General features: G+C 44.9%; 13 protein-coding genes and 10 tRNA genes. 1 reads left to right on the top strand and 22 read right to left on the bottom strand.

Features of this window, described 5'->3' with window-relative positions; translation table 11 throughout:
• Nucleotides 1-321: 321 nt before the first annotated feature.
• From AC1DE7_RS28680 to AC1DE7_RS28630, 11 genes are all read right to left on the bottom strand, one after another.
• Entirely contained in the window at nucleotides 322-720 is a 399-nt protein-coding gene (locus tag AC1DE7_RS28680) for a DoxX family protein (protein ID WP_024634146.1), read from the bottom strand.
• A 377-nt stretch (nucleotides 721-1,097) separates the two neighbouring features.
• Nucleotides 1,098-2,648, bottom strand: coding sequence for a glucose-6-phosphate dehydrogenase (zwf, locus tag AC1DE7_RS28675; RefSeq protein WP_036605690.1), 1,551 nt, complete (start codon nucleotides 2,646-2,648; stop codon nucleotides 1,098-1,100).
• A gap of 215 nt (nucleotides 2,649-2,863) precedes the next feature.
• Nucleotides 2,864-3,598 (bottom strand): YwmB family TATA-box binding protein, encoded by a 735-nt coding sequence (locus tag AC1DE7_RS28670; protein ID WP_477535686.1) that lies wholly within the window; start codon nucleotides 3,596-3,598, stop codon nucleotides 2,864-2,866.
• Between the two features lie 465 nt (nucleotides 3,599-4,063).
• Nucleotides 4,064-4,732, bottom strand: a complete 669-nt coding sequence (locus AC1DE7_RS28665; RefSeq protein ID WP_145153731.1) for a response regulator transcription factor — start codon at nucleotides 4,730-4,732, stop codon at nucleotides 4,064-4,066.
• Nucleotides 4,674-5,789: a sensor histidine kinase gene (locus AC1DE7_RS28660; RefSeq protein ID WP_036673257.1), complete on the bottom strand. Its 1,116-nt coding sequence runs from the start codon at nucleotides 5,787-5,789 to the stop codon at nucleotides 4,674-4,676. The genes AC1DE7_RS28665 and AC1DE7_RS28660 overlap by 59 nt, the downstream gene beginning before the upstream one ends.
• Before the next feature lie 31 nt (nucleotides 5,790-5,820).
• Entirely contained in the window at nucleotides 5,821-6,468 is a 648-nt protein-coding gene (liaF, locus tag AC1DE7_RS28655) for a cell wall-active antibiotics response protein LiaF (protein ID WP_036605686.1), read from the bottom strand.
• 149 nt (nucleotides 6,469-6,617) lie between these two features.
• Nucleotides 6,618-7,325: a PspA/IM30 family protein gene (locus AC1DE7_RS28650; RefSeq protein ID WP_017692315.1), complete on the bottom strand. Its 708-nt coding sequence runs from the start codon at nucleotides 7,323-7,325 to the stop codon at nucleotides 6,618-6,620.
• 1 nt (nucleotide 7,326) lies between these two features.
• The gene (locus AC1DE7_RS28645; RefSeq protein ID WP_017692314.1) at nucleotides 7,327-7,836 is read right to left on the bottom strand and encodes a PspC domain-containing protein; all 510 of its coding nucleotides are present in this window, start codon (nucleotides 7,834-7,836) and stop codon (nucleotides 7,327-7,329) included.
• Between the two features lie 17 nt (nucleotides 7,837-7,853).
• Entirely contained in the window at nucleotides 7,854-8,087 is a 234-nt protein-coding gene (locus AC1DE7_RS28640; protein ID WP_036673255.1) for a PspC domain-containing protein, read from the bottom strand.
• 5 nt (nucleotides 8,088-8,092) lie between these two features.
• Nucleotides 8,093-8,764, bottom strand: a complete 672-nt coding sequence (locus AC1DE7_RS28635; RefSeq protein WP_017692312.1) for a PspA/IM30 family protein — start codon at nucleotides 8,762-8,764, stop codon at nucleotides 8,093-8,095.
• A gap of 35 nt (nucleotides 8,765-8,799) precedes the next feature.
• Nucleotides 8,800-9,108 (bottom strand): LiaF transmembrane domain-containing protein, encoded by a 309-nt coding sequence (locus tag AC1DE7_RS28630; RefSeq protein ID WP_017692311.1) that lies wholly within the window; start codon nucleotides 9,106-9,108, stop codon nucleotides 8,800-8,802.
• A 556-nt stretch (nucleotides 9,109-9,664) separates the two neighbouring features.
• On the opposite strand from AC1DE7_RS28630, the gene AC1DE7_RS28625 reads away from it, so the two are divergent.
• Nucleotides 9,665-12,058: a helix-turn-helix domain-containing protein gene (locus tag AC1DE7_RS28625; protein WP_477535685.1), complete on the top strand. Its 2,394-nt coding sequence runs from the start codon at nucleotides 9,665-9,667 to the stop codon at nucleotides 12,056-12,058.
• A gap of 230 nt (nucleotides 12,059-12,288) precedes the next feature.
• On the opposite strand, the gene AC1DE7_RS28620 is transcribed toward AC1DE7_RS28625, so the two are convergent.
• The 11 genes from AC1DE7_RS28620 to AC1DE7_RS28570 all read right to left on the bottom strand — a co-directional run bounded on the left by AC1DE7_RS28620 (nucleotide 12,289) and on the right by AC1DE7_RS28570 (nucleotide 14,362).
• Entirely contained in the window at nucleotides 12,289-13,215 is a 927-nt protein-coding gene (locus AC1DE7_RS28620; RefSeq protein ID WP_477535684.1) for a class I SAM-dependent methyltransferase, read from the bottom strand.
• 183 nt (nucleotides 13,216-13,398) lie between these two features.
• Nucleotides 13,399-13,477: transfer RNA gene (locus AC1DE7_RS28615), tRNA-Leu, on the bottom strand.
• A 6-nt stretch (nucleotides 13,478-13,483) separates the two neighbouring features.
• Nucleotides 13,484-13,557, bottom strand: a tRNA-Cys gene (locus tag AC1DE7_RS28610).
• A gap of 6 nt (nucleotides 13,558-13,563) precedes the next feature.
• Nucleotides 13,564-13,638: transfer RNA gene (locus AC1DE7_RS28605), tRNA-Gly, on the bottom strand.
• Nucleotides 13,639-13,642: 4 nt separating this feature from the next.
• A tRNA-Gln gene (locus tag AC1DE7_RS28600) sits at nucleotides 13,643-13,717 on the bottom strand.
• Between the two features lie 22 nt (nucleotides 13,718-13,739).
• Nucleotides 13,740-13,812, bottom strand: a tRNA-His gene (locus tag AC1DE7_RS28595).
• Between the two features lie 29 nt (nucleotides 13,813-13,841).
• Nucleotides 13,842-13,915: transfer RNA gene (locus tag AC1DE7_RS28590), tRNA-Trp, on the bottom strand.
• Between the two features lie 6 nt (nucleotides 13,916-13,921).
• Nucleotides 13,922-14,007: transfer RNA gene (locus AC1DE7_RS28585), tRNA-Tyr, on the bottom strand.
• 9 nt (nucleotides 14,008-14,016) lie between these two features.
• Nucleotides 14,017-14,092 (bottom strand) — tRNA-Thr (locus AC1DE7_RS28580).
• 21 nt (nucleotides 14,093-14,113) lie between these two features.
• Nucleotides 14,114-14,189: transfer RNA gene (locus tag AC1DE7_RS28575), tRNA-Phe, on the bottom strand.
• A gap of 95 nt (nucleotides 14,190-14,284) precedes the next feature.
• Nucleotides 14,285-14,362, bottom strand: a tRNA-Asp gene (locus AC1DE7_RS28570).
• Between the last annotated feature and the right edge of the window lie 68 nt (nucleotides 14,363-14,430).

Below are 14,430 nucleotides of genomic sequence, written 5' to 3'. Positions count from 1 at the left end.
TAATCCGGCATGGCCGGTCCATCATTCAATCTTTATGCAATCCGGCGAGGCCGGTTGATTGTACACGAGTTTTTACGTACTAGGTATTTACACACTAGATTAATTTTACACATTTACAATGGAGTTCATCCTCCTCAAATCTGTGCTTTCATGTATACCGTGAACTGCTTCTTAACCCAACTCTCCTATTGTACCATAATCTGTACCGAAAATAACCGATTACTACCGCAGATTCTTCTCTTTTCACTTGCAAAAAAAAAAGCACCCTTCAGCCATTTCCATGGCATCCAGGCACTCCTCATTCATTTTTATTTATCGGTTTTAGAAAATCAATGCATCCAGCGCGTATTGTCCGCCACCCGTCAGGGCCAGCGCTACACCAATCACCAGAATCGCGAGATTATATTCGAATCCGTTCTGTGTAGACCAGTATCCGTTCGCTCCATGGACTTTCACAATTGCAATAACCATCGTCAATGCAATCAGAATGCCACCTACCGGTGTGAGCAGACCTAGGGCCAGCAGCAATCCGCCACCAAATTCCGCGAGTCCAGCCAGTAACGCCACCAATGCACCGGGCTTCATGCCCATCGACTCAAACCAGCCACCTGTACCCTTGATCCCGTAACCTCCGAACCAACCAAACAGCTTTTGAGCCCCGTGCGCCATGAACGACAATCCAATCACCAAACGAATCAACAACAATCCTACATCCAACATCATTTTCTTTTTCCTCCATTCGATATATACAAAATAGTATTCTTAGATTAAAGATATTATGCACATTTTTTCTTCATGATTCTCTGTGACGCAAACCCCTTCAACTGGTTTACATTTTATCTCATGAATGATAACTTATCCGAAACGTTTGCCCGAATGAAGTTTGTCATTTGCGTAACTCTTTAACTCATGTGTTGAGTATAAGTTACATACTTACTTTTTGTCAACAACTTAATTTAAATTACTTATTTCCTTATGATGGATACCTACCTTTTCCCCCACTAAAAAGCCTGGGTACACCGCAAAATTTGCGATTTCCCCAGGCTCAGTCATGTTGTGTATGTTGTTAATACTGTTGTTAATGCCCTTACCCTACCCTAACCATTCACTTGCCAGATCACGCTGTCCTCGTCCTGACCATTCACCGGCCACCAGTGGAATCCGTCCTGCTCCAGCAGCTTATCTGTCGCTTCTGGTCCCCAAGTTCCAGCAGGGTACGTATGAAGCTCTCCTTGATTCTGCCCCCAGGCTGCTGCAATCCGATCCACAAAGGACCAGGCTGTTGCCACTTCATCCCAACGGGTAAAGTACGTAGAATCGCCCTCTGCTGCGTCGTGCAGCAGACGTTCATACGCTTCAGGCGAGTTAATTCCAATCATGCAGCTCTGACAGAAATCCATTGCGAGTGGCTGAATCTCGGAATCCGAGCCTGGTTTCTTGGCATTGATTTTGATATATATGCCTTCCATCGGATTCACCCGAATGACCAGCAGATTCGGCTCCAATTTATACTTTTTCCCAAGGTACACGTTGTTTGGCATCGACTTGAATTCAACTACGATCTCGGTTGTTTTTACCGGAAGACGCTTGCCTGTCCGAATGTAGAATGGTACACCCGCCCAGCGGAAATTATCCACGAATACACGTGCTGCAAAATACGTCTCCGTATTCGACTGCGGATCAACCTTGTCTTCTTGGCGATACCCCGGAAGCTGCTTGCCACGGTACTCCCCTTCGGCATACTGCCCCCGCACAACGTTGTTGCTCACTTCCTCATCCGAGGTGAACGCCCGTAGAGAGCGCAATACCTTCACCTTCTCATCCCGAATGTCCTCCGGGAATAGGCGACTCGGCGGTTCCATCGCAATCATTGTCAGCATCTGAAGCATATGGTTTTGCCCCATATCACGGAGTGCTCCGGAATGATCATAATAACCGCCACGTTCTTCCACGCCTACCGTCTCACCCAGCGTAATCTGAACGTTGGCAATATGTTTGTTGTTCCAGAGCGGTTCAAAAAAAGCATTTCCGAAGCGGATCACTTCGATATTTTGCACCATTTCCTTGCCCAGATAATGATCAATCCGATATATTTCCTCTTCACGGAATACCTCACGAATCTGCTCATTCAGATGTTCGGCCGATTGCAGATCATAACCAAATGGTTTTTCGATCACCAAACGGTTCCACCCCTGACTTTCCAACATACCACCGTCCCGCAAACTGTACGAGACACTGCCAAACAGCTCAGGTGCCAGTGCCAGATAGAACAGTCGATTCCCCGGCGTGTTAAACTTTGATTCCAGATGCTCCGTCTGCGCACGCAGCTCTTTGAATCCTTCCACATTATTGATATCCAGTGCTTTGTATTCAAAATGATCGACAAAAGCGTTCCACTCATCAGGTTCCCCCGCTGGATAACGGCAGAACTCTTTAATGGATTCATAGATGTCTTCCCGGAATTCTTCTGGGGACCTCGGACGACGTGCTACGCCAATAACCGCAAAGTCTTCGGCAAGCTTGCCTTCACGGTAAAGACTGTAGATAGCCGGAAACAGCTTCCGGCGGGCCAAATCACCCGTTGCTCCAAAAATGAAAAATACTGCGCCTGGTGTCTGTACTTCATCTTGCAATTGTTTTTCAACCATGGGCTCCTCTTTCTTCCGGGAAGATAACCTTCATGCTCTCCCCGAGCTATGTAATGGTGTTATATATGCACGACATACAACTGTCAATTACCAGCAAGTTCCTTCTTGGATGTGATGCCATTTTAGCATACCAACTGAATGGATGCACTATTTCAAACTCATTTTTCTGATAAAGATTCTCAATATTGGGTCCCAATTCATGAAAAATCCATCCCTTAGTATTCAATCGTAATCACCGGAAACCCCACTGTAATTCGATTATCGACCTCGTCCCCAACCTGGTGAACTGCGAGTTGCATATTCAACATGTGCGAGCCACTCTTGATCGATAGGGGCAGCTCAGCTGCCTTATAAGAGACACTTGCAGTGCCTGCATCTGTATAACGTTCGACGGAGGCGATATCCACCTTTGTGGACAGCTGTTTTTCGATCAGTTCCAGTTGCTGACTCGCATCATGTTCAGTAGCAGTAACTGCTGTACCTTGCACAGACATATTCCAGCTTGCCTTCATCCCTGAGTCTACAAGCAGTTGACCGATCTGTTCATGTACTGTCATTAATGCCTTCCGATCCATGTGTGCATCCCCTGAAAGTTGTACAATGGCGTAGTATCCGTTGTCTCCTGTATCGACGACATTGACCAACATGCCTGCACCTCCAGTAGCCGTATCGACAATCTCTTCACTGCGGTAAACATCATGGCCCGTCTGGCGTACCCGCACAGGTGGTTCAAGTCCCAAGTGACTTGCCAGTAACACGGCCTGCGCTTGTGCATCTCCCTTGCCTTCTCCTTGCCATTTAATAACTAGACGATCCACATTATCAATCACACTGTCAGCAGTATAGATTAACTGTTCCAGTTGGGCAGCTTTGGATTCGTTCTTCTCTGCGTATACCTGTGTCACACCAATAAGAATTATGATAGCTATTGCCAAGATACCTGTTGTCATCCATCGATTTAACATTTGAATCCCCCGCTTCTTTCTTGCATTCTATGAATCTATCAACAGCATGCCCCTTTCGCATATTTGCTATACTTCTTCTGCACACAACAAAAAAGCCCCACCCGCCACTTGCATGGCAGATCAGAGCTTTCCATTCATCTATTCTATATAAATTGAACTACACAATATTTACACTCGCCACTCCGATGACAGAACAACCTTCCGATCGCTGTTATCCCCCAATTTTTTTGATTCTTTTCATAAAGGGTAAATCCGGGGATAAAGGCGAAGTGCATGCTTCCGAAGTAGCTTTCTTTCAGAAAGCTTTTGCTTCGCTTCTTCTGGTTCTTTCTGTCCTCTCCATTATGTGCAAATCTTTAGTTCAATTTATCTAAATCATCTCTTATCTATAACTTCCGCACATTAATGCACGGTTCTTTGGCTTAATTATGTTATTGCATATGATCCTGCTTACTCTGCAAGTCCGTTTTTATAAGCATAGATCGCGGCCTGTGTACGGTCGTCTACGCCCAATTTTGCCAGTAGGTTTGTAACATGGAACTTGACTGTTTTGATACCAATGATCAGATCATCAGCGATGTCCTGATTCGATTTACCTTTGGCGAGCAACCGGAGCACATCCATTTCCCGGTCCGTTAATTCATCGTGCAAAGGAGCTACTGCCTGTGGTTGCCGGAAGCGATTCATCATTTTCGAAGCCACCTGTGACTCCAGAACGGATTGCCCGCGAGCGGCTGCGCGAATCGCATCTGCCACTTCATTGGCTCTTGATGTTTTCAACAGATAACTGAATGCACCTGCTTCAATGACAGGATACATTTTTTCATCATCCAAGTAACTGGTCAATACGATGACTTTGCACTCCGGATACATTTTAAGTACCTGACGAGTAGCCTCAATGCCATCCATTCCTTCCATAACCAGGTCCATCAGAACAACATCAGGCTTATATTCCTGTGCAAGCCGAATGCCTTCCTCTCCACTACCTGCTTCACCAACAACTTCAATTCCATCTTCGGTATCCAGTACCGCTGCAAGACCAATACGTACCATCTCATGATCATCCACGAGCAATACTTTGATCGACGTTTCCGTCTCCGTTTCGACTTCCGGTTCCATTGACATGTTCTTCCTCGCTTTCATCGTTCATCAAAGGTATCGTAATCTCAATCCGCGTTCCCTTACCAGGCGCTGTTACAAAATGTATGGCCCCGCCAATCTCCGTAACACGTTCACGCATGTTAGCCAGACCGTAAGAAGCTTGTTTATTCTCATCCAGATCAAAGCCTTGCCCATCATCACGAATCAATACCCGGATCGCATCAGTACGGCGCTGGATCCGTATCTCCATTTTTTCCGCTTTTGCATGCCGTAACGTATTGGACATAGCCTCCTGAACGATCCGGAACAGATGATTCTCGATGCCTTTGATCAGATCAATGTCTTCGTCCATTTCGAGCACAATGTCCATGGGTACTTTTGTTTTCAGTTCCATCACCAGATCACGCAGACCTTGTTCGAGATGTTTACCCTCCAGATAGACTGGACGCAGATGTAACAGTAACGCACGCATCTCGGACTGGGCTACCGAAGCCATCTCCTCAATCAAAGCCACCTGCCGCTGAGCACGTTCAAAATCCTTCTCCATCTTCCGTCCAACGGCCGTTGCTGTCATGGATATCGCAAACAATTGCTGCGATACCGCATCATGCAGTTCCCGTGCCAAACGTTGCCGCTCTTCCACAATAGCCGTAATTCTGGCTTGTTCAGCAAGCTGTGCATTATGAGTAGACAATCGCTGGAGCGAAGATATCTGATCTTCCCACTTTTTGCCGATTCGTCCGAGTTGCTCACTTAAACGGCCCACATCATCATCGCCCAGATCAGGTACAGTGCGTGATAGAGAGCCCTTCTCCCACAGTAGAAGTGTTTCCCTCAGCAGTTCGAGCCGGCGTTTAACCCGGTAACTCTGATAGAACCCAAAGACCGCACCGATCCCAATCAGAAGTAGCAATAAGGCCAGACCCGATTGAATCAGATGACGCCAACCTGTAAACGGAGCAAGATAACCATATGTATACAATACATACAAAATAACAGCGAGCACAATGAAAACCAGGAGGATCCCTTCACCCATACTTCGGGTTACCATGTCGGTATGTCGTTTTGTCTTCATCGGGGTCTCCTCCTTCTCTTCATCTATTTTACTACGGATTACTGATGTTTAGGTCGCCAACAATATAAGAAATGACAAATTTTGCTTTATGTTCACTGGATTCATATCCAGGCGTTCTCCATACTAATTTGTTCATCATGCCGCTATCTTGTTCTCCAAGAAGATTAATCCGGCCGAAAAGAACCGATGCTTCAATCTCCACACCATAATCTTCTGGTAGTGTAAGGCGAACATTACCCATAACTCCTTGCAGCAGCACGATTGTTTGTTTCTCCTCCGGAATTGAAAGAGATAGATCCGCGTTAACCTCACCTATGGCATGCCACAGACTCATACTACGTAACGTCCAGGATGATTGATCCCAGTAGTACCGAGCCATGAAATTCTGTTTCTTCATAACGCCTTCGTCCAGATGAATCTTTTTGTTTTTCGAATAAAAGTAAGCTAAAGAAGCCAGTACAATCAAAAATACAATCATTAAATTATCCAGCAATAACAGTGCCGCACCAATGCCAAGATACCGATGACCTTTGCGGGTATCCCCATTGCGGACTTGAAGCATTCCAACCGTTAACAGAATCAGTGCGGCAGCGGTCAGGAAGTTAATATTGTCATTCAATAACATCATTGTGCCAATAATCATAATGACAACTGCAAGCCATTTACTCTTTTGATTCATCCCGCCGCACCTCCTCTGTAAGTTAATCTCTCTTTATTCAACGGAAAAGCCATATCAGGCAATGAAGTCCTGTATGGCTTAACTTTTGTTCTACCAACCGTACATTATACACGATTTATAGAATATCATATTGTCCACTAAGCGAACAGTTATTCTTTTGAAGTTCCGTTCGCTTCATTCTTGGAACCATTGCCCATTTTATTTTTGAGGGCTTGTAATTGCTGATCCACTTTGAATTGTTTTTCCACATCTACAGGATTCGTATACGTGGATGATGTGTTGCGATAAGGTGCACGAGCTACGTCAGCCTCAGCTTCCAGCTGCATGATTTTCTCTTCCATGCGGTGGAATCCAAGTGATGCGCCGCCACTTTCGATCGAATGCAAGCTGTTGATGGAAGACATTTGTTTTTTAGCTTTTGCCATTTGTGCACGGGATACAAGTTCATTACGTTTGTTACGCATTTTGTAGAACTCATCTTTCATATCATGCAACTGTTGCAACAGATCTTTTGCTTGTGCTTCGGACTGTGCATGCAGTTCGCTGTACTCCGTAATTTTTTGATCAAAGTAGATTTTCTCTTCCAACAATTTGCGTGCCACTTCTTCCTGACCGTTAGACAGAGCTGCTTCTGCTTGGGACTCACGTTGTACCGAAGTACGCTCCGCTTCATCCAAACGTTGTTTCATGCGGCGCTCATTTGCCATTTGTTTAGCAACAGTTACCTCTGCCTCATGAATCTCAGCCTCCATATCACGCAAGTACTGGTTCAACATTACAATCGGGTCCTCTACTTTATCCAACATATCATTTACCGATGCTTTCGTCATATCCTTAATCCGTTTAAATACTCCCATTTTACTTTTCTCCCTTCTCGTAACGAGATAATTTTTGGCGAAGCTCTTCAACTTCTTTTTTCAGTGCTTTTTTCTCGATATCTTTCATCATGGAATCAAGTTCACTTTCTTGCGGTGCTCCTGCTCCGTAGGCGTTGTTGTCATAAGAACGGGGACCAGATTGAGGTCTGCCGTTGAATCCAGGGCCGGGACCGAAGTTACCAGGACCTTGTTGGTTGTGATTATTTTGAAAAGGACCTCTTGGTGGCTGATGATCATAGTTGTCGTATCCTCTGCCAGGACCAGGGCCTTGGCCCGGACCGTAGCCATATGGATCATAAGGCGGATACGGTTCTTTTGGTACCACCAGTGCTGCAATAAAGTATATTAACAACGACGTGCCGCCAGTTACGAAGATACTGATAACAAAGATGATACGCAGCAGGGTGGAATCCATTCCGATGGTTTCGGAAATTCCGCCGCACAAGCCGGTTAACATCCGGTCACGCGTTGAGCGGTATAATTTGCTCATGTGCTTGCTCCTTTCGTTTACTTGTATCCTCTTACGTTGGAATCATAAGCATATGGATCAACGTGATTGGATTCCTTTGGTACCACCAATGCAGCGATGAAGTAGATCAACAATGATGTACCTCCCGTAGCGAAAATACTGATGAAGAAAATGATACGTAGCAGCGTGGTACTCAATCCGAGATTTTCAGAAATGCCACCGATCAAACCTGTTAGCCTTCGATTACGCGCCGAGCGGTATAATTTATTCATTGTGACTACTCCTTTCTGTCATTGTTCAATTTCTGTCTTAAGCGTTCCAGTTCCTTATCCAGCGTAGAGGATGACATGCTGCCAGTCACTCCTGAACCATCTTGATTCATCCGCCGGATATCGCGGAGACTTTGTGCTTCATATTCGAGATCAGAGACTTGGTCATCCAGTCGGTTAAACATACGGGGTACATTCTGACCGTTGTGATTGCCTCTCTGGTTCATACGTTGCTGTAACTGAATCGTCTGCATACGAGCGTAGTAATATTGGCGTTTGCTGTATACATTCTGATATTCAACCTTCAGCTGGTCGATCTGTTCATCCAACTCCTGTAATGCCGCATAACTTTGTGCATACAATTCATTGTACTGTTCCATTTTTTCCTCGTGGAGGATTTTCTCCTGCAAGGCCAGCTTAGCGAGATGTTCTTCCCCTGCTTTCAGAGCCATGGAAGCCTGTTCTTCCCGTTTGTTCACCATACCTGCTGCCTGATCGGCTTGTTGTTTCATTTGTCTGGTATGGCTTGCATATTGATGACGAAGTTTCTCGGCTTCACCGATGTCTTGGCGGGTCGAGACCAGGAACTGATCAATCAGTTTGACTGGGTCCTGACTTTGCTCCAAATGTTCGTTCAGATTAGCTACGGTAATATCCCGCATTCGACGAAATACACTCATTATGTTCTGTCCCTCCTTTTCATAATCGTGAAAGCTTAGTACCGACCACGACGACTGCGGTTATTGCTTAGCATTGAGATACCAAAGATGATTAACCCGATCGCGATGATCGGTCCGATCAACCATGCCAGTTTACCCATCAGTGAGATGATACCGATGATGAGAACAATCCAGCCAAGCATCACATTCCCTCGTTTAACTCCGTAGTATCCCAGTGCAATCATCAGGACCGGAATCAGATAACCCATTAAGTGTCCAAGAAGTGGAGTTAACTTTCCGAAGAGGAGTAGTGCACCCAGCGCAATCAATACAATCGCCCAGCCATTTCCCTTATTCAATCTCATAATTGTTGTTCACCGCCCTTTCCATTCGTTCCTTTTAATGTGTTGAGTCATTTGTTCGTTTGTTTCTTGTTTTTTGTTTCCGTGTTTCTTGTTTAACCTTATGTCCTTATTCTAGGGGATTCCGCGACTTTTCAAAACAGACCGTGGACGGTTTTTCATCCTAGACTCAGGTCGGGGATCTAGTTGGACCTTTGTCTGTCCCTATATAAGACCAACGTTCCACCTAAGCTGAATAGCACTCCAGATACCTTCTATTACCCGTATTCAGGCTACCCTTTAGCAGATGTCGACCTGTAGAGAGAATGTTGTCCATGTCTCTATTTACGTTCACACTGCAATTTCGTTTCTCATGATTCCGTATTGGATAGTCAGTCCAAGCCATTTCTCTAACCTTTTCTGCAAAATCATCTATCAGCAATCCCTTATCTCTACTTCTATACACTTTTGTTAAATTACTTATTTATCCAAATAAACAAAATTTAGATTGTTCTATATGTAAGCGTTTACTAAAATAGAAAGTGTTACTATTTCTAATGTCAGGGGTGGAACTGAAACTGTGCGACCAATCAGCTATCTCCATAAAATGATCATCTTCGGAATCCTGTTAAGCACCCTGCCCATTTTATTAACGGGAATTGCCGCATTTATCTATTCATCAAACCAAACTGAGCTGCATCGTACGCAGGCCAACAGACAGTTGCTGGAACAAATGCAATCCAACGTAGAGCACAAACTTGCTACAGTCAGTTATATGCTTGATCAGGCCGTTCGCTCTCCAGTAACCCTCCGTTCCCTGTCTGCTTCTTCTTCAATAGAAGGGAAAGGACCTTTACTTGCCGACAAGCTGCAGAACGAATTTCAGAATATGAGGTCATGGGAACCTTTGTTAGATATTACCCTGGTGAATCAATCTCAGAATTGGCTTATTGATCATGCCGGATTATATCGTAATACGGATTTTCCACTGGCTCTTCCCATGAAGGAATTGATATCGGATACGCTAACCTCTGGATGGCAACTCTCCCCTTCATCGGTGTTCAGTAATGATGAGCGTTCACCAGTTACAGGCTGTATCTATCATATTGCCCTTGCGAGATCTATTCCGAATCTGAATACATCTTCCGATGCTGCCCTGATTGCCGGAATCCCTGCATGCTCTTTGCAAAATACACTAGGAGAAGCCTCCTTAGGCAATGCTGCCTCAGGACTGATCATTTTGAATCGGGAACAACGTATCTTGGTCCATCCCGATCCTGTATACATTGGACAACCGTTGTCTGCCATTGGATTACAGGATCGGGATACGGAAGCCAACATAACCAAACTATCACCCATCACATTTTCAACAGGCTTTGAAAAACGGGAAGTTAAGATCGCCGATACACATTATTCCCTGACGTATAGCCCTTCTACCTTAAAGGGATGGACTTATGTGCTAATCTCACCTACCAATATTCTGACACAAGAATATATCGATATCGGATTACACACCTTGTATATCAGTATCTGCTTACTTTTACTTTCATTATTACTCGCCTGGCTCGGCTCCAAGCGAATGCATGTCCCGATTCGTAAACTTTTAACCCAACTTGGTGACAACCACCTGTCCAAAGAAGGAAACACGGTAGCTCAGCAATCACCACCATTTTCTGATGAGTTCGAACAGATCAGAGCAGGGGTCTCACAATTATCTGCTTCTCGCTCCCAATTAGAGAACACACTTAATGTGCATCTATTGCAGATTCGCAATCATTTTATGATGAGTCTGTTCCAGGGTAAGATCCCTGTTCATACTCTTCATGACGCCCTGAATGAATATGGCTACACGCATCAGGTTCGGGAATGGCAACAAATTGCTGTTATTACACTACAGGCCGATCTTGTTAATCATACAAAATATAGAGCTAGTGATCGTGATCTCTTATTATTCGCTATTCAAAATATATTGGAGGAAACGGTTGTGCATAACCAACAATTGCTTCCCATTGTGTTGGAACATACGGTAGTCACGGTGATTGGGACCGTTGAACAGGATCAGTTTATTTTTTCACAGCAGCTATATGTATTAACAGACCAGTTACAACAACAGATGGATAAGATTCTAGCTCTTCAAGTCAGTATAGGATTCAGCCAGCCGCACAGCTCTCTATATCACATCTCTCAAGCTTACACAGAAGCCATGGAAGCACTAAGGCATCGGATGAAGCTGGGAACAGGCATTATTTTTCAATATGAGAACATAGATCATTACGCTCCCACTTGGTCCATGACCTACCCGGAATCATTGGAATATTCGTTGATCCAAGCTATTCAAAATGCGGACGAAGTCCAGGCCTCTGCTCTTCTGAAACAACTGCTTGAAGTGATCTTTGGTATGGAGGTTACACCGGAGGAGTATGAGGTGGCTCTTACGAGGCTACTCACGCATATTTTGCAAATGACTCAGGAATCCGGCATACGACTCGGACAGATCTCCCAAGGTCGTGGTTCGATGTTTCATGAACTTCATAGTTTGCAGTACGCTGCTGAAGTTGAGGATTGGTTTAAATATCAAGTCATCTTGCCCGTCATCCAGGTTTTTAAAGCGAGACAGTACGCCCAGTATCAGCATATATCTGAGAAAATGATTGCCATGATTCATCAAGATTATGATAAGGATCTGACGCTTGAGGAATGTGCTGTTAAGCTTCACTACAATGCCAACTACTTAAGTAGTGTTTTCCGCAAAGAGACAGGCTGTGCATTTAGTGAATATCTGACCAAGTACCGATTTAACATCGCTAAAAAATGGCTGGACGAAAGTGATCTAACCGTTAAAGATATCGCAGCACGACTTCGGTACAATAATCCGCAAAACTTTATCCGATCATTCCGTAAATGGGAAGGAATCACCCCCGGCCAGTATCGGGAGCGTAAGCAGAAAGCAGAAGTGTCGAACATCTCTAAATAAACGAGGGTCTGGTTCAAAGCGGTCGATGAATTAGTGGCTTCAAAAAAGAGGGAGCACATAACCTGCTCCCTTCACTTACACCTTCACTTCTGCAATCTTAACTTCATATGTTTCAACCGTTCATCTTTTGGCACAGCGTTGTGATGCTTCCTAGTGCCATCTTAGACGTTAGACTACATTGTCTCAGTCTCAATTCCTGATTATCAGTACACGTGCCACGCTTATGCGATTTATCGCTTATCCTTAGTGCGAACTGTTTTCATATTGGGCTGTTCAAGTTGGATTAGAAGTTTACCAAATCTTCCTCCACGTGAGAAGGTCACCGTACTATCCTTGTACGTATCGTTAATGTAATCCTCAGCCAATCTGAGGGAATCTTCATCCGATGGTAACTCATACGTATTAAGCCATTCTGGTAGCTTCTCGATAATCTCTTCCACCGGTACTTCAAATGAGTTAACTTCTCTCGTAATGATCATCGTATAAGAATAGCCCTTCAAATACAGCAACTGTTGGATATACCCCATATCACCGACCTGGTGTGAAGAAGTTACACCCAGTACATCCTTAAGTTCATCCATTAGTGTGTGTTCCTTATGTCCCGCCATAGTACTTATATACACATACTTCCGGGCACAATTGATCGCCTGCTCAATCGTTTCCCAATCCGACATCGCCGGACACATGGATGCAAATGCAAAGTCATATTTCTTCTCCCAGCCTTTATCCTTAATGGAGATTTCTTCATATCGTTCGTTTACGATTTCGATTTTGGATTCCAGAGCTGGAGGTATCGTCTCTTTCATAAGGGAGACAAGCAACTCAGAAGGCTCAACTGCCGTCACACTTGCCCCCTTTTCCGCAAAAGGAATGGTAAATATGCCTGAGGCCGCTCCAATGTCCAAAATGGATAATCCTGAGAATTCCACACCCTGGTTTTCAATCCAGCCCATAATGCGTTCAGAACGCTGCTTTCCTTCTTCGGTGAACGACTGTGCATGATAATCCCTGGCCCATCGCTCAAAAGCTTCTTCTATATTAAAGGGGGCGCTTTTCTTCTTATACTTTGAACTTCTCAGACGATTCTTCCATGCCTCTTCCCATACACAAAGATCAAATAACAGATCGGTATCCGATACATTTTTTCCATTAGTCACTCTACTTCACTCCTCCATATTAAAGACTTCACTTATCTACAATATACTCAATATAATCATACGTCAATCTTTATTAACGTCCATCTTCTCTTACTCTAGATTTTCTTACTGCACATAAATCGTTTCATATAAAATAAAAATAGCCCTACACATTGCATAAGCAACATGTAGGGCTATTCAATATACCGGCGAGAGGACTCGAACCTCCACGGTTTCCCACTCGATTTTGAGTCGAGCGCGTCTGCCATTCCGCCACGCCGGCATATGCTGGAGGCGCCACCCAGATTCGAACTGGGGATAAAGCTTTTGCAGAGCTGTGCCTTACCACTTGGCTATGGCGCCATATTTTGGAGCGGACGACGGGAATCGAACCCGCGACCCTCGCCTTGGCAAGGCGATGCTCTACCGCTGAGCCACGTCCGCATAATGGCTGGGGATATAGGATTTGAACCTATGCATGACGGAGTCAAAGTCCGTTGCCTTACCGCTTGGCTAATCCCCAATAAAAAATGAAAAAACAAAGGGGCGATCGAGGGGAATTGAACCCCCGAATGCCGGATCCACAAACCGGTGCGTTAACCACTTCGCCACGACCGCCATAAAAGGTTAATTTCTAAAAAGTTAATTGGCAGGGGCAGCAGGAATTGAACCCACACCAACGGTTTTGGAGACCGTTGTTCTACCTTTAAACTATGCCCCTAAAAACTGGTGGAGGATGATGGATTCGAACCACCGAACCCGTACGGGAGCAGATTTACAGTCTGATGCGTTTGGCCACTTCGCTAATCCTCCAGGATTACATGGTGCCGGCGAGAGGACTTGAACCCCCAACCTACTGATTACAAGTCAGTTGCTCTACCAGTTGAGCTACACCGGCATATTAAATTGTTTTTAAAAATGGTGGCTCGGGACGGAATCGAACCGCCGACACGAGGATTTTCAGTCCTCTGCTCTACCGACTGAGCTACCGAGCCATAATAAAGTCTAATCTTAATTCCTTACACTTTATATAGGGCATCAGTGCCATACAGCAGATGTAGTGAACAGTTTGCCTCATGTAAAGATTAAATGGCGGAACCGACGGGATTCGAACCCGCGATCTCCTGCGTGACAGGCAGGCATGTTAGGCCAACTACACCACGGTTCCAGATCACTTTCTCAAAGGAAAGTATAATTGCGGGGGCAGGATTTGAACCTGCGGCCTTCGGGTTATGA

The sequence above is a fragment of the Paenibacillus sp. 10L310 genome (genome assembly GCF_056395745.1).
The sequence above is the reverse complement of the archived record's forward strand: the minus strand, read 5'-3'. Positions and strand labels throughout refer to the sequence as shown.

Excerpts from the sequence above, each read along its gene's own strand:
- AC1DE7_RS28635 (WP_017692312.1), bottom strand. The coding sequence starts at position 8,764 with ATGAGTGTATTTCGTCGAATGCGGGATATTACCGTAGCTAATCTGAAC.
- AC1DE7_RS28680 (WP_024634146.1), bottom strand. The coding sequence starts at position 720 with ATGTTGGATGTAGGATTGTTGTTGATTCGTTTGGTGATTGGATTGTCG.
- liaF (WP_036605686.1), bottom strand. The coding sequence starts at position 6,468 with ATGAATCAAAAGAGTAAATGGCTTGCAGTTGTCATTATGATTATTGGC.
- AC1DE7_RS28630 (WP_017692311.1), bottom strand. The coding sequence starts at position 9,108 with ATGAGATTGAATAAGGGAAATGGCTGGGCGATTGTATTGATTGCGCTG.
- AC1DE7_RS28660 (WP_036673257.1), bottom strand. The coding sequence starts at position 5,789 with ATGAAGACAAAACGACATACCGACATGGTAACCCGAAGTATGGGTGAA.
- AC1DE7_RS28650 (WP_017692315.1), bottom strand. The coding sequence starts at position 7,325 with ATGGGAGTATTTAAACGGATTAAGGATATGACGAAAGCATCGGTAAAT.
- AC1DE7_RS28640 (WP_036673255.1), bottom strand. The coding sequence starts at position 8,087 with ATGAATAAATTATACCGCTCGGCGCGTAATCGAAGGCTAACAGGTTTG.
- AC1DE7_RS28670 (WP_477535686.1), bottom strand. The coding sequence starts at position 3,598 with ATGACAACAGGTATCTTGGCAATAGCTATCATAATTCTTATTGGTGTG.
- AC1DE7_RS28645 (WP_017692314.1), bottom strand. The coding sequence starts at position 7,836 with ATGAGCAAATTATACCGCTCAACGCGTGACCGGATGTTAACCGGCTTG.
- zwf (WP_036605690.1), bottom strand. The coding sequence starts at position 2,648 with ATGGTTGAAAAACAATTGCAAGATGAAGTACAGACACCAGGCGCAGTA.
- AC1DE7_RS28665 (WP_145153731.1), bottom strand. The coding sequence starts at position 4,732 with ATGGAACCGGAAGTCGAAACGGAGACGGAAACGTCGATCAAAGTATTG.